General features: G+C 55.8%; 10 protein-coding genes. 5 read left to right on the top strand and 5 right to left on the bottom strand.

Translation table 11 applies throughout. The features are described from left to right. Positions 1–73: 73 nt before the first annotated feature. Together VM163_10020 and VM163_10015 are read right to left on the bottom strand one after the other, a co-directional pair. Positions 74–2,917 carry a right-handed parallel beta-helix repeat-containing protein gene (locus tag VM163_10020; GenBank protein HUT04213.1) on the bottom strand — a complete coding sequence of 948 codons (2,844 nt, stop codon included), beginning with the start codon at positions 2,915–2,917 and terminating at the stop codon, positions 74–76. Positions 2,918–3,245: 328 nt separating this feature from the next. Then, a complete protein-coding gene (locus VM163_10015) occupies positions 3,246–4,706 on the bottom strand; it encodes a flippase (GenBank protein ID HUT04212.1) in 1,461 nt (486 codons plus the stop codon). 263 nt (positions 4,707–4,969) lie between these two features. Here VM163_10015 and pilM point away from each other — a divergent pair, with 263 nt between their 5' ends. From pilM to VM163_09990, 5 genes are all read left to right on the top strand, one after another. Next, on the top strand, positions 4,970–6,091 hold the full coding sequence (gene pilM, locus VM163_10010) for a pilus assembly protein PilM (protein ID HUT04211.1): 1,122 nt from the start codon (positions 4,970–4,972) through the stop codon (positions 6,089–6,091). A gap of 6 nt (positions 6,092–6,097) precedes the next feature. After that, complete coding sequence (locus tag VM163_10005) at positions 6,098–7,276, top strand: glycosyltransferase family 4 protein (protein ID HUT04210.1); 1,179 nt, start codon at positions 6,098–6,100, stop codon at positions 7,274–7,276. A 34-nt stretch (positions 7,277–7,310) separates the two neighbouring features. Beyond that, a complete protein-coding gene (locus VM163_10000) occupies positions 7,311–8,039 on the top strand; it encodes an HAD family hydrolase (protein ID HUT04209.1) in 729 nt (242 codons plus the stop codon). A 29-nt stretch (positions 8,040–8,068) separates the two neighbouring features. Then, positions 8,069–8,962: a decaprenyl-phosphate phosphoribosyltransferase gene (locus VM163_09995; GenBank protein ID HUT04208.1), complete on the top strand. Its 894-nt coding sequence runs from the start codon at positions 8,069–8,071 to the stop codon at positions 8,960–8,962. Positions 8,963–9,306: 344 nt separating this feature from the next. Next, entirely contained in the window at positions 9,307–11,274 is a 1,968-nt protein-coding gene (locus VM163_09990) for a methyltransferase domain-containing protein (GenBank protein ID HUT04207.1), read from the top strand. A 134-nt stretch (positions 11,275–11,408) separates the two neighbouring features. Here VM163_09990 and VM163_09985 read toward each other — a convergent pair whose 3' ends face one another. The 3 genes from VM163_09985 to VM163_09975 all read right to left on the bottom strand — a co-directional run bounded on the left by VM163_09985 (position 11,409) and on the right by VM163_09975 (position 15,012). Next, positions 11,409–11,714, bottom strand: coding sequence for a ferritin family protein (locus VM163_09985; protein HUT04206.1), 306 nt, complete (start codon positions 11,712–11,714; stop codon positions 11,409–11,411). Between the two features lie 96 nt (positions 11,715–11,810). After that, positions 11,811–13,544, bottom strand: a complete 1,734-nt coding sequence (locus tag VM163_09980) for an AAA family ATPase (protein ID HUT04205.1) — start codon at positions 13,542–13,544, stop codon at positions 11,811–11,813. Between the two features lie 94 nt (positions 13,545–13,638). Then, the gene (locus tag VM163_09975) at positions 13,639–15,012 is read right to left on the bottom strand and encodes an FAD-dependent oxidoreductase (GenBank protein HUT04204.1); all 1,374 of its coding nucleotides are present in this window, start codon (positions 15,010–15,012) and stop codon (positions 13,639–13,641) included. Between the last annotated feature and the right edge of the window lie 43 nt (positions 15,013–15,055).

Genomic DNA, 15,055 nt, shown 5'->3' with positions numbered 1-15,055 from the left:
ACTATATTTATGAAACCTGCTTCCTTGACAATTATTAGAGAATATTAGCATATAATACGCTATTGGATTACTGCTATTGAAAATAACGCGATCGATAATGCCTCATCGACGCGGATAAAGTCTCAGCCTGCAGCGTGAACGGGAAGAGCGCACTGCCGCCGATGACCTCAAACCGTTCGGGGCTCGAGAGCGCCGCCGCAAACAGGTAGTCGCCGAATGGGAGACCGTCCGGAACCGTTGTCTCGAACATCGGCGCGGGGCCGTAGGAATAGCCCTTGGGCAAGAGCATATACTGCATCCAGGGCAGGATTTCGCTCGTCAAACCGCCGTGCGGGGTTATGCAGAATATCGTCCCGTCTGGGAGCACGAATGCGACATAGACATCGACCTCGATATCGGGTCCGTCGTTTGCGACCTTGAGCGAGCCAACGAGATAATCCCCGGGACGGAAGCTCGATGCGTTGAGCGAGCACTCAATCGTCGGTCCGCCGAAGTAGATGGGGTAATGGTAACCCATATCGACGACACCAGCATCCGCCTCGCTGTCGGTCCTGGTTGTCAGCTGCGCGAGGCGCAGATTCTCGGCGGAATCGCTCCCCGCGTCGACGCACGGGCTGTTCTCCCTCTGCCCGGCGCCTTGGCAGGAGAGATAGTAATCGCCAAACGGCCCCGTCACGAAGAGCGGGTCGGCTTCGATGTTGCCCTCGCCATCGTAACCACCCTCGACGCAGGATTGGCTGATCGAGACCGCAGAGTCTTCCTTAAGACCAATCTCGCCTCCGTTCGCCGAGAGGACTGTGTCCGTGACCGAGACCGAAGAGCCGGCTGCGCATTGGATGCCTCCGCCATGAAGAGCAGAGTTCCCGGTTATCGTGCAGTTGCCGATGTCCAATGATAGTCCGAAACAAACGACACCGCCGCCCTGGCTGTAGTCCTCGCAATCTACCGTCGCGGTATTGTCCGTGATGAGGCAGTTCTTCACAGCGCATGGCGAATGGGTGAACGCGAGGCCTGCACCGGACCATGCAGAGTTGCCAGTCACGACGCAGTTCTGGATTTCCGGAGTTGACATATAGGAGAAAAGACCGCCGCCCCAACTTCTGCTCAAAGCGTCCCCCACCGCGATGTTGCTTTCCATGACGCAGCCGCTAACAAGCGGTGAGGATGAACAGCAGTAAATCCCGCCTCCTCTGCAAGCCCGGTTCCCCGCAATTGCGCAGTTCTCGATCTTGGGAGAAGACCTATTGCACTGGATGGCGCCGCCAGTGCCCCCGCGGGCTGAGCCGGGTGGCGCCTCGTTGTGTGATATAGCGCAGTCCCGGATGGAGCCAGATGCCTCCCGCATATAGATGCCAGCGCCGTCAGATGCCGCATTCCGTGAAACCTGACACCCATCAACCGTCATGGCCGAGTTGTGGCAAAAGATCCCTCCTCCGTAACTGAAGTCATCATCGTCAAGAGGCGCAATGTTCCTTGATACCTCGCAGTTCTCAATTAAGCATTCCGCATCCAGGCAGTAAACGCCGCCTCCATTCAGTGCCGAGTTCTCGGTTATTGTGCATCCGGATATAAGACCGACCGTGTCGTCGCCAGAGCTCCCACGAAAATGAATGCCTCCACCCCAACTGCCGTCGTCAGCGTTAACTTGTGCCTCGTTCGAAGATATCGTGCAATGTAGGATCGTCGTGGCTGAATTATAGCAGTATAGCCCGGCGCCCTGATTGGCCGAGTTTTCTGTTATCGTACATCCTTCAATCGTCAAAGAGCAATCACTGCTGCAGATGCCGCCCCCCCACTTCTCCAAAGTCGATTCCGGGCGATCTACGTTTCTTGATATCAGGCATCCAGATATGCTTCCGGATGAGTCAGAGCAAGAGATCCCCGCTCCGCTGCTCGCCAGATTCTCAACTATCTCACAGCCGCGAACAGTGAACTCGGAATCGGCGATGTAGATACCGCCTCCCCAACTCTCGTACCAAGCATAGGTCGTCCACGCGTTATCAGTGATGGCGCATCCCTCAATTGTTCCGGTGAATCGCTCGCAGTAGATTCCGGCCCCTCTATATGCATCGTTCTGCGATATTGTGCAGTTGAGAATCGCCGTGGATGACTCATCCAAGTAGATACCGCCCCCTTCGTTGTAGGGAAAGGCGCTGGCTCCTGAGATGTGATTCTTCGATATCGTACATTGCTCGATGCTGCCACCGCCCCGCCAGAAATAGATGCCGCCGCCCCAAAACGAGCCATTCTCCGCAATCGTGCTGTTAATAACTGTGGGCCCTGAATTGTGCGCATAGATGCCGCCTCCCCACGAGTAGCCGGTTAGATCAGAAGGCTTCTCGTTAGATGTGATCTCGCAGCCATCAATGACTGGGGATGCTTCGAACAGATAAATCCCGGCGCCGTGCTCGGCATAATTCCCGGTGATCACACAATTCTTAATCAACACATCTGAGCAGTGCTCACAATAGACACCGCCGCCCTTCCGGTCAGAGGATTCTCCGCTAACATAATCCCCATTGGCGACGCCTCCCGTAATCGTGAGACCTTCGATTGTGAGATTGGTTAGGTCATTGCAGTAACTGACATGGTAGGCATCATCCTCCGCGTCCAGTACTGCTCGATCCGCGCGTGCCCCAACGAGCGACACATAAGACTTCATCTCAAGCGGGAAGCGCTCGCCGTTGGTCGAGGCGCTGTAGGTTCCGGCAGTGATGTGGATAGTCACGGGACCGTCCGGGCGGCCTTCCACAGATGACAAGGCATGGGTGATCGTCAGCCAAGCGTTCTCTGGCGAGGTCCCGCTGTTGGAATCACTTCCGGCCTCCGCATCAACGTAAAACTCGCCAGCAGAAGCCATCCCGCAAAACAGAAGAGCAGCGATACCGACCAGTAGCATCATTCTGAGCCTTGACATGGCTGGTTCCTCCATTCACAAAATGGGTTGAAGAAATGGCCCGAGACTATTCTCTGAGCTGCTGCCTCCATAATGCACAAACAAGAGATTATTGTAAAGGCGAAAACTTTATAGGAATGTGTTCCGGTTTCTTAACCCGGATTATTCATAGACGGTGGATATTGGGTTGTTGATTCGGTTTTGGGACACGCTTTTGGGGGGTTCGTTGGATTCCGGCTGAGTTGGTGGAGGGTCGGAGGGGATTGTGCTTCATATAAATTATTCGGACTAATCCCCTGAATCTGCGCAATCTGCGGACAATACCCTAGAGTATCCCCGCTGGACCCGGTCACGCCTTGTGAAAGATTCTCCTGACGAGGCTCGCATCCTCCCTGTCGAGTCCCCGGAGGAGGGCGATCGCGGCGAGATAGACAGCAGCGCCAAGCGCTGCCGAGGCCAAGAGTCCTATCCGGTCGGCCGAAAGCCAGACCGCGAGCAGCATGATGCACGCTGCGCCGATCGGTTTGAGCGATGTCTTGAACATTGCCATTGAGAAAGGTCTTGTGAATGGGATGAGTAGGCCAAGTATGGGCCCGGTGGCGTACGCTATAAGTGAAGCGAGCGCGGCGCCGACCATGCCGAGCCGGCCTATCAAAAGAAGGTTCAGGGCGACGTTGAGTGCGGCGGAGGCGCCGGTGAACAGGATGTCAAGGGTTTGACGACCTGATGAGACCAAGAGCCTGTTGTTGACGATGCCGAGGAAGACAAACACCTCGGCGAAAAGCAGGAGTGTCAGTATCGGGGCGCCTTCGCTGTATTTGCTGTTTATGGCGAGGATGAGCGGCCTGGAGAGAGCTATGCTGGCAAACGCAACCGGGATGCAGATGAGGTTCATGTATTTGAACGAGCAGCGGTATGCCTCCTCGAATGAGGCGCGCCTATCCTCGTAGGCTCTGCACAGCGACGGGAATATGGATGCCATGAAGGCGAGAGGGATAATGCGCAGCACTTCTGCGAACCGCGTGGCGAAGTTGTATATCCCGACGAGGGATTCCTTCCCGAGCATACTCTGGAGCATGATCTGATCGACTCTGGCGTAGGTGATGATAAAGATGTCGCAAAGAGCAATTGGGGCGGCCTGTTTGACGAGCCTCGCGCAAGTTCCGATGTTGACGGCGAGTGACTCTTGGCCAGTCCTTCGATAGAAGATATAAAGCAAAAGCGCCTCCGGGACGCCCAGTAGTGCGCCGGGCACGCCCAGCAGAAGGCCAGCCATGACGAACCAGTAAAGCGGTGCATGAAGAGCGACCAGAGCGATCATTGCCCCGGCTGCGAGAAGCCTTGCAGCCACGGTCGCCGCGCTGCGCTGGCCGAGCCTGAGCCGGTAGTGAAGCACGGCGCCGAAGACGGAGAATACCGACAAGAGTATGCCGAGCGAGGCTATCCGTATCAGCATCATCAGGCTGGGTGAGTAGTTGAGAAAACCTGCCGCGAGGGAGAGAACCAGGTTGGCCAGCCCAAACGATGCAAGCGCCAGGATGCCCTTGATGAGTAGAGCAGAGCCGGTTATTCGACCGATATGCTTGGGAGCTTTGGCGATCTCTCGGACGACAATTCTGTCCATCCCGAAGGTGGCGAGCAGAAAGCAGAAGGAGATGAACACAAAGACCTGGTTGTAGGCTCCGAATTGGTCTTTGCTGAGGTATTTGGCGAGGTAAAATACTACCGCATAGAAGGTGATTAGTTTCCCGAGTATCTCGCTAAGAAAGACTGCGGTGAAGTTCTTTGCGGTTTTTCGGGGAGTGTTCATTAGTTGCAAAATACCAGATTGCTTGAGAAGATGACAAGGTGATGAACGCCGGCGTTGCCTACCTCAAGGAAGTATAGTGTATATGCTGGAAAGATCATAGATGCGACGTTGGGAATAAAAACGAGCGGGATTAGATGCAAGGTCCTAGGTTTGGCGGATGCTGAGCACCTAATTGCGGCACAGCAACCACTCGGCTTCTCGGGAGTGCTTTTCCCGGCGACCTGTATCAGGTATCGTGGTCTTGGCTTGTTTGTAATCGGGAATTGACGATAAGTAATGGTGAGATGGGCGGGAGTACGTTCGGCATAGACATAGGGCACCATTTGGTGAAACTCGTTGAGCTTCACTACGATGCTCGTGAGCGGCGGACGATGGCGGACGGCTACTGCATTGAGATATCAAAGGACAAGGTTCCTGGTCGCACATTGCTGGTCAGGACTTTGAAACATATACTCCCGCGTCGGATGAAGCGAGCGGCCCAGTCAGCGCTCGGCGTCTATGGCGGGCACAACGTTGTACTCAAGCGCATCGATTTAAGAGGCATCCCGAAGGGCGATGTCGCGTCGGCGGCTGATGCTGAGGCGAGACAGTATTTGCCTGAAAACGCGGACGGCTACATCAAGGGCTTCAGCACGACTAACCCGGTCCTCAATCCGAGTGCAGAGGGCAGCGAGGTAGCTTTCGTTGGGATAAGGCAGGCTATCTGTGATTTCTATGACGAGGTTCTGATGTCGTCGCACAAGGCGCCTGTCGAGTTCGAGGCGGCTGGCCTTGCGCTGGCTGCGACTTATCAGCGGGCTTCCCTACGCTCCGAGGACGAGCTCATAGGGATTCTGGACATCGGCGAGGCGTTGACGAAGATAGTCTTGCTCAAGAAGGGTGAGTTCTTCTTCTACGAAGAGATGGACATCGGCAGCCGGTTTATCATCTCCGCCCTCCAGCGAAGGCTAGGAGTTGCACTTTGGCCGGCAGTGGCCCTGATCTCGGGCCATGAGGCGGCCGGCCTGGCACCCGAGTATGCGATAAAGAACGTTCAGAGCGATATAAGTGCGTTTGTTACGCGCATCAAGGACCTTATCTGGCGAGCCAGGCTCAACTCACAGACGTGGTTCTTCGACAGGATGCTTGTTTGCGGCGGAGGGGCGGCGATTCCATGTATAGTCGAGGCCCTGTCCCCGCTATTCAGGTATGGGGTTACGGTGTTGGACCCATTTCGTGGGTTACCCCATCGGTGCGGGAGTCTCTCAAAGAAGCCGATGCCGCCCGCCTCGACGCTCTTTGCCGTAGCAATGGGGCTCGCGCTTAGGGCACGATACGTCAGCACCGGATACGGTAGCAATTCGCGTTCGGCCTTACCGGGCCACAAGCGACTCTTGGGCCATTGACCGACCATGCCGATCATCTATGTCCATGAGGCGGCGCTTCCCGAGAGAAAAGCAAGATCGATTCAGGTGCTAAACACTTGCGTCAGTCTCGCCAAGCTGGGAATCGCAGTTCACCTCTTGGTCGATCGGCTCACTCTCGAGACCCCAGCCGACGTCGCAGACTTCTACGGCCTCGTTCTGCCCGCGAACATGACGATCACCGGTAAGGCCGAATCTGGCAGCCGGCATGCAGTCCGAGCCTTACTCAAACAGAGCTCGCCACAAAAGCCCCTTCTCTACGCGAGAAACCTCAGAACGGCGCGGAAGCTCCTTCCTTTGAGCAGAAGCACCAAAACACCTCTTGTTTACGAGGCGCACAAGATGACGTTTATGGTGGTCTCGGACGAGGCGAGGCTTGCAGGGCTCTCGCCGAGGCGAGTTCGACACAAAGCGATGCGCACGTTCAAGGCGGAGAGCGAGGTCCTCGATATGGCGGCCGGACTTGTCTGCACGTCTGACGCCGCTGCGGCGCTGAGCAGGACTCTGTTTGGCCGGGACCACAAGGTGATCGTCGCAAGGAATGGTGGGCCGGAGCCGGTCGTGCCCGCAGGAGCGAACAAGGAAACGGCGGCGAGCGGAAGCGACGGCGGCCTTTTGCGAGTCGTATATGTGGGCAGTATGGGCGGCTGGAAGGGCACTGAGACGCTTCTTGAATCGCTGCGCTATCTTGAGGGTTGCCAACTTGTCGTTGTCGGCGCAAGGGCCTCAAACCTCTTTGATAGTGCCAGATCGCTCCCGGCGGACAGGCTCTCTTTCACTGGCTATCTTGCGCCTCGCGATGTCATGCCCTTCCTTCACTCGAACGATTTCACGGCAGCCGTGATACCGCTGCCAGCGGGACACTCTTCGGAACCCGCGTTTTTCACCTGTCCGTTGAAGCTTTTTCAATACATGGCGGCCGGGATACCAGTTGTTGCGAGCGATGTGCCTTCCCTGCGAGAGATACTTCGGCACCGACAAAACGCCTATCTCGTGAGGCCGGATGACGCAGAATCGCTTGCAGACGGCATTAAGACAGTTGCATTTGACACGCAACTAGCGCTTGATCTCATGACAAACGGCCTCGAGACAGCGAGGCGGCATACATTCTTGAAGCGTGCAGAGAAACTCGCATCATTTCTGAAGGAGCTCGTTCCTGGCATATAGTATGGTTATTAGAGGGAGGATTGCAGGAGAAGAGGTGCGCAGCAAGTTGCGGATATCTGAATTGAAGGTGGTATTCTTTGACCTCGACGGGACGCTAACTGATTACGAGGCGTCGGTCGATTATGCGACCACTAAGTTGTGGGAGAGGATAGAAGATGTATGTCCCTTGGACCTTTATAGCTTCCTGCGTGCTCAGTGGGATTTCTTGGCCGAGCTAGAGGAGAAGGACGCAAAGGGGGAGATCCCGCGGACGCTTCTCAAGGACCGGAGGGCGAGAACCGAGCAGTTCTTGAGGAGCCTGGGGCCGGGGCTCGTCGAGCGTTTTGAGGATGTGGGCGAGGTTTACACGCGTTATAGGCAGGAGAGCCTCACGCTCTATCCGGGAACCGTGGAGGTGCTGGCCGACCTCGGAAGGCGATACGCCCTCGGCGTCATCACGGAGGGCGACGGACAGATGCAGAGAACCCAGCTTAAGGAGGCGGGCCTGGTCGATTTCGACTATGTTGTCATCTCCGACGAGGTTGACATTCACAAGCCTGACAGCACTTTATACCGCAGGGCCTGCGAGATGGCTGGGGTCTTGCCTCGTCAAGCGGCGCTTGTCGGCGACAGGATTGACTGGGACATCGTGCCGGCGGCAAAGATCGGGATGCTAACGGTCCTGTGCCGTCAGCAGAGGCACTATCGAAAGCACGAGGTGGACATCGGGCAGGCTGATTATACAATAGGGAACATCAAGGAGCTGCTGGCGATACTCAAGTGATTGTGGCATAGGTTACCTCGGACGACAAAATGAAAAGAACCCTGTTATTGCTCCAAGCGATGCGGCCCAAGCAATGGACCAAGAACGTTCTCCTGTTCGGCGGCATCGCCTTCTCAAAGCATCTCTTCGAGGCGGACTTGTTCGCGAGGTCTTTTCTTGGGTTTCTGGTCTTCTGCGTCCTTTCCGGGTTTGTCTATGTCGTAAATGACGTTACCGACATCGAGGAAGATAAGAAACACCCCGAGAAGCGGCATCGTCCGATCGCCTCGGGAGCGCTCTCCCCATCATTCGCTATCCTCGCGGCCTCAGTCCTCGCCGCAATTGCGCTGGTTGTCAGTTTCTGGCTCTCAGCCGGTTTCGGGATTGTCTCAGCTCTGTATCTCGCGGTGATGATGGCCTATTCATACATCCTGAAGCACATCGTCCTGCTGGACATCATGACCATCTCCGCTGGCTTCGTTATCCGCGCTCTGGCCGGCGCCATCGTCATTCGTGTTGAGTTCTCCAGCTGGCTCATTGCCTGCACGATTTTTCTTTCGCTTTTCCTTGCGATCGCCAAGCGCCGCCACGAGCTCGTGAGCCTCGGAGACAACGCGGCGGCCCACCGTTTCATCCTTAAGGAATACACGCCTCAGCTGCTTGACCAGATGATCAGCATCGTTACCGCTGCGACGATTATGGCTTACTCGCTTTACACGGTCTCGCCCGAGATCGCGAAGAAGTTCGGGACGAGATATCTTTTCATCACGATACCTTTCGTCCTTTACGGCCTTTTCCGCTATCTTTATATCGTCTATCGCAAGGAGATGGGTGGCAGCCCGGCTCAGATTCTCCTCGAGGACACGCCGCTGATAATCGACATCTTGCTCTGGATAGTCTGCATCTTAGCGCTAGTCTATTGGCCTGGCCCGCATCCTCTTTAGATGACAAAACCTCCCCCTTACCAAGGTAGCATCCCCGGACGAGCCGACAGCAGAGCTTTGATGGGTGGCTTCTTGTGATGAGTGGGCTGGTGAGGAAAACGACCCATATCGAACGGCCTTGTCCGTATGGGGGACGACAGCTATGCCGTGTGTCGAGAAAAGCCAGCCTGAGTTACCTGCCGGGGAGCGGGCCGTGGATAGATAGGAGGCGGGAGTAACGGCAGTCGGAAGATGCAAAATATGTATTTGATTTTCTTGCATTGTCATATACGTTCAATCGATCTCGATGTGCAAATTTGGGATTTCTCTGAGATTCTCCTGAACCAGCAAAGAACGAGCGAAGAATGAGGAAGATGCATAAGATGGCGAAAGAACCAGCGCTTTCTAATGGTAAGAGAAGGGCGCGCCGGAAGACCTCGAAAAGAAGAACCTACGGTCCCATTCCCGACCTTCAGTCTTATCTGCGTCCCGATTGGTGGCGGTCGCTCTTCGGCAGCCTCTACCTGAAGACCGATGGTGATGTTGTGGGTGACGAACGCATCACCAGGATGGAAGTTGACCGTATCTGCGAGCTGGTCCATCTCCAACCGGATGAGGATATTCTCGATCTGTGTTGTGGCCAGGGACGCCACTCATTGGAGATGGTAAGGCGGGGATACCGGAGTGTTCACGGGCTCGATCGTTCTCGGTTCTTGATCAGAAAGGCAAAGTCCCTTGCAACTAATGAGGGGCTCAGCGTTGATCTTCGAGAGGGTGATGCGCGAAAGCTACCCTATTCCCCGGACAGCTTCGAGGTAGTCCTCCTCCTGGGCAACAGTTTCGGGTACTTTGAAAACCCAAGCGAAGATGTCATGGTGCTAAAGGAGGTATTTCGCGTACTCAAGCCTTCGGGACGTTTTCTTTTGGATGTCGCGGACGGTGAGTACGTAGCAGCTCACTACGAAGCTCGCTCCTGGGAATGGATTGACGACAGGATGTTTGTTTGCCGGGAGCGGATGCTTGTCCAGAAAGACCGCCTCATCTGCCGCGAGGTGATCACGCACGTAGAAAAAGGCGTGCTGACGGACCAAATCTACGCGGAACGCCTCTACACCAAAAGCGATCTGCAGGGTCTTTTGAAGACAGTGGGTTTCACCGAAGTGGTTGTTCAAGACAACCAGGAAATGGAATCGAGCCGCAACCAGGACCTCGGCATGATGGCCCGGCGGATATTCGTGACCGCCTCGGCAAGAAAAGAGTGGACCCCAAGACCCGCCAGAAAGAGAGAGTTCATCCAAGTAGCGGTGATTCTGGGAGACCCCGAAAAGTCTGACCCTATTAAGCCCAACAACACGTTCGATGAGGATGACTTCAGCACCATCGACGAGTTGAAGACTGCCCTGGGCTCCATTTCTGGCCGAAAATTCGTTTATATTAAGCGCCACGACCGGCTGCTGAATGACCTCGTGCGCCTACGCCCCAAAATAGATTATGTGCTCAACCTTTGCGACGAAGGCTATGATAACGATCCTCGGAAAGAGCTGCACGTCCCTGCGTTGCTTGAAATCCTTGGAATCCCCTACACCGGCTCAGGACCCCGGTGTCTTGCCAGCTGCTACGACAAGTCGATGATAAAAGGCATTGCTCAGGAGATGGGAATCCCCGTCCCCTTGTCCTCCATTGTTCTGCCCGATGCACAGAGTATAGAAATCGCTGTATCCTATCCTGTCATAGTGAAGCCCAATTTGGGCGATTCCAGTTTCGGCATTTTCGCTGACAGCGTGGTGGAAAGCGAAGAAGCTCTGGTTGATGCAGTTAGCCGTTTGCGGGAGCAGTTTGGGTATGATAAGCCCATCCTTGTGGAGGAGTTTCTCACCGGTAAGGACCTAACGGTAGGAATTATAGGGCAACCAGGCGGTTCCTATCAGGTGCTCCCCATAACCCAGGAAGATTACTCGACCCTGCCCCCGGACCTGCCCAGAATCTGCGGTTATGAGGCAAAGTGGTGCCCCGACTCTCCATACTGGAAAATCAAGACCATTCCCGCCGATCTTCTCTCAAGTGTGGAAGAAACGATTGTCGAGTGGTGCCTTCTGCTTGCGGGCCGGGTCGAATGTCGCGATTACTTCCGGTTTGATTGGCGCCTGGATGGCGAAGGCAGTCCCAGATTACTCGAGGCGAATCCGAACCCTGGCTGGTGCTGGGACGGCCACTTAGTAAAAGCGGCTGCGCTGGCCGGCATGTCCTACGCAGATGCGATCCATAGTATTCTGGCCGCCGCTGAGGAGCGGATAGGAATCACTGAAAAGGTATTGAAGCGGCTCGGGCATTAATCAGAAACGAGCAACTCATAGCGTCCATCCGAGGGACCTGTGCATTTATCGATAACTATTGCGCCAATCTCCAAGGAAACCGACTCCGGGCATGTCATCGCTATTCCAGTTGGCCTCGAAGGGCTCTTAGAATACTATCCCTCGAGGTCAGACGCCATCTCGTTGACCTCCTCGGCCCCCTCTGCCAAAAACCTCTCCTCTTCCGGCGCCAAGATATTGATGAGGCGCTGGAACTCACCCGCGTGGACACGCTCTTCATTCGCTATGTCGTGCAGGACAGCCTTGGCCAGCTTGTTGTCGGTTGCATCCACGATCGACTCATACAAATGGACCGCCTCTTCCTCGGCGGCAAGCGTCAATCTCAGCGCCCGGAGAAGCTCCGAATCGGTCAGCTTCCGGCCCGGAACGACCCCGCTGAATGGATTCACGAACTCTGCCATCGTTCAGCCTCCTTCTTTGATAAAACAACTCCACAACAACAATTGCTGTTAGTATAAACTCCCCAAAAATCACGTTCAAGCTTTCGGAGGGGTCGCCTACTCAGCTTCCGATACGGGCCGTGCTTGCTTTGCCACCTCAGCTATCGCATCGAGCTTCTGCTTGACCTCACCTGACAGATTCTCGACTGGGACGAAGTCTACTAGTTCATGGAATGATCGTTTGGCCATATCGTTATAGAGCCCCAATTTCTCGTAGTAGTTCTCGAATAGAGGCGTCAGGAACTCGTCGCTGACCTTCATCTCCCCGTCCCAGGGTGAGCCCTTCTTGAGTGTCTTCATCGCATCCTCCAGGGTGGCAATCTCCTTCTGCATCGTTTCTCCTCGCCTCTTAACCTCCGCTGCCTCGAATACCAGTCCCGGTGCCTTTTTTCTGGCCGTGCTTTCAGCGTAGGCAATGAGCACATCACGGAAGCATAGATAGCTCTCGATCTCGCGCCGCTCCCACATCAACCAGACGAGCCCTTTCTCATCAGCAGGGCTCTTGTCATGCCTGTCGAAAAGCGCCACGCCCTTCAGGTCCGGGAACGCCTCTCTCAGTGGGTAGAAGTGCTTGTTTACTCCGCCCGTGATGTCGGTCGTGTAGCGGACAAAGGGCCGCTCAAGAGCCTTGAGCGCTCCCTGGTGGTCCAGACGCTTCGCAAACGCCCTCAAGATGTCGAGGTCTGTCTCCCCCTCCAGATACAACACCCAGCCGGTTTGCTCCGCAAGATAGTACTGGTCGTAACCGATCTCCTTCAGGGACTTCAGCACCTCGTCCTTCCGGGCTGCCAGCATACGGTGAGGCCGACCGACGAACGCCACCACCGTGTCCTTGCTCGCGGCCTCGTTCAAAAGGACCTCGGAATGGCTTGCTGCGATGATCTGGTTGTCGTTCTCGCGGGCTACATCAGTCAGTAGTTCATAAGTCTGCCTCTGCCGGAGCATCTCAAGATGGGCTGCTGGCTCATCGAGCAGTAGGACAGCGCCAGGATTCGCATACATATATGCAAGGACGAGAAGCGTCTGCTGGAGACCTCGACCAGACGACGATAGGTCGAGAGTTATGCCACGTTCGCTATAACTCATCGTTACCTCACCACGTTCGGCGATATACTCGGGCAGGTTGAGCTCGCACCCGAAAAGCCGCTGTATCTGTCCGGTCAGCCTCTCCCAAGAGCCATTAGTCTCCTGATATACCTTGTAGCAGAGATTGCGGAGGACCTCTGCGGTTCTTCCTTCGCCGATTCGAACGTTGATAGCACCCTCGTCGAGCCTTGTCTCAGCGGCAGCAAGGCCGGACATGGGTGGAAGAAAAGCCAGCCTAACGCCTTCCGCCTCTTCGGGAACGAACATTCTCTCAGGATTCTTTGCCTCGCTGAGGCGCAACGGGCGACAATAAAACGACTCCTCGTTGGCATAGTAGAACTCAAATCCGCACTTCCATTCGGCGCCTCGCGTTATGCCTTGCACCCTCACGTCTATGAAAGCGGGGTCCCTCCCTTGTGTGCCCGGTTTTTTCACCCTGAGTTCATGCCAGAGCAGTTTCGTCCCCGGCACCGGGAGCATGATGAGGTCTTGCCTGTTGATGGTGATGCCCGGTCGCTTTTCTGGGGTCTTCTGCCCCTTCCGCTTCTCAGTCCAGTGCCTCAGACCCAGCTCCCACAAAGATAGTGCCTGAAGAGCTGATGTCTTGCCGGAGTTGTTGGGGCCGATGAAGACGACGGGATTCCCGAGCTCTATCTCGACACTCTTGAATCGCTTGAAGTTTCTGATGATCAGCTTCGTAAGCATTGCGCAGTCCTTGTCAGACTATCACTCTAATCGTTCCCCAATTCCGACACATTCTAACAGCGTTGCCACCAAGAAGGCCAGCTAAAGACATCCCCTACCTCGCCTTCACCTTCTTAACTGCCAGATTGCACGCAACGAGCACTGCGTCCCAGACGGGGGCGAAGGGAGGAGAGTAGGCGAGGTCGTAACGCGCGGCCTCCTCGACGGTCAGACGATTGAACAGCGCACAGGCTAGCACATTGGTTCGGGCGAGCACACCATCCTCGCCGACTACCTGACCACCGAGCAGCCTGCCGCCAACTCGCTCGAATACGAGCTTCACTCGCATCTTCCGGGCTCCGGGGTACGTCCCAGACCTGGACCTCGCGCTCGCAACGACCGTCTCGTAATCGAGGCCGAGTTTCTTGGCCTCCTTTTCCGTCAGGCCGCCCCGCCCGATCTCAATATCAAATGTCTTAGAGATCGCAGTCGAGGTGATTCCCTTGAAGACCGAATAGCCGCCAGCCGCGTTGTCTCCCGCTATCCTTCCTTGCTTGTTGGCGGTCGTCCCAAGAGCCACCCACACCTTCCTGCCGGTCACGATGTCCTGCGACTCGCAGCAATCGCCAGCGGCGAAGATGCTCTCGTCCGACGTCTTCTGCTTCCAATCCGTGGCGATGGCGCCAGTTCCTCCGAGCTGTATCTTCGCCTCCTTTGCGAGGCGCACGTTGGGCCTGATCCCGAGGGCCAAGAACACCATGTCGGCGGGATACTGCTTGCCCCCTGCCACGACCGCGCGGACGTATCCATCCTCACCAAGCACCACCTTCTCAAGCGGCGACGAAAGCGCCAACCCAACCCCCTGCTTCTCAAGATGCGCCTCGACCAGCGATGTGAGCTCATCGTCCATCGTGCCCAGAACGTTCGGCAGCATCTCGACGATCGTTACCGAAAGCTCGTTCCGCGACAGCGCCTCGGCCATCTCAAGACCGATGTAACCGCCACCAACGATGACCGCATTCTTCGGGCCGCGTTCCCTTATGTAATTTATTATCGCGTCAGCATCAGCAAGCGAGTGAAGCACAAACACGTTCGGCGCAGAAAGGCCCGGAATTGGCGGCCTAATAGGCGAGGCGCCAGGGCTCAACACCAGTCGGTCGTATGCTATCTCGCACTCCTTGCCTAATTCCAAGTCCCTGTAGGTGACCGTCTTGGCGGTCGGATTGATACCGAGCACATCGTGCCTGATCCGAACATCGAGGTTGCGCTTTTCCCGCAGATTCTCAAGGGACACAGCAATCACCTCGCGCCTGTCCTTGATGTAACCGGCGATGAGATAAGGCAGCTCGCAGAACCCAACTGAAACGTGCTCAGTCTTCTCAAAAACCACAATCTCAAGCCCGGGGTTGACGCGCCTCGCCCGGCTTGCAGCGCTTAGGCCCCCGGCTGAGGCCCCCACAACGACCAGTTTGTTGACTGTCCTGTTCATTATCACGATTCTCCACTGTCAAAGTTGCGAATTCCCGCAAAGA

The sequence above is a fragment of the bacterium genome (assembly GCA_035527515.1).
Classification (GTDB): Bacteria; B130-G9; B130-G9; order B130-G9; family B130-G9; genus B130-G9.
The sequence above is the reverse complement of the archived record's forward strand: the minus strand, read 5'-3'. Positions and strand labels throughout refer to the sequence as shown.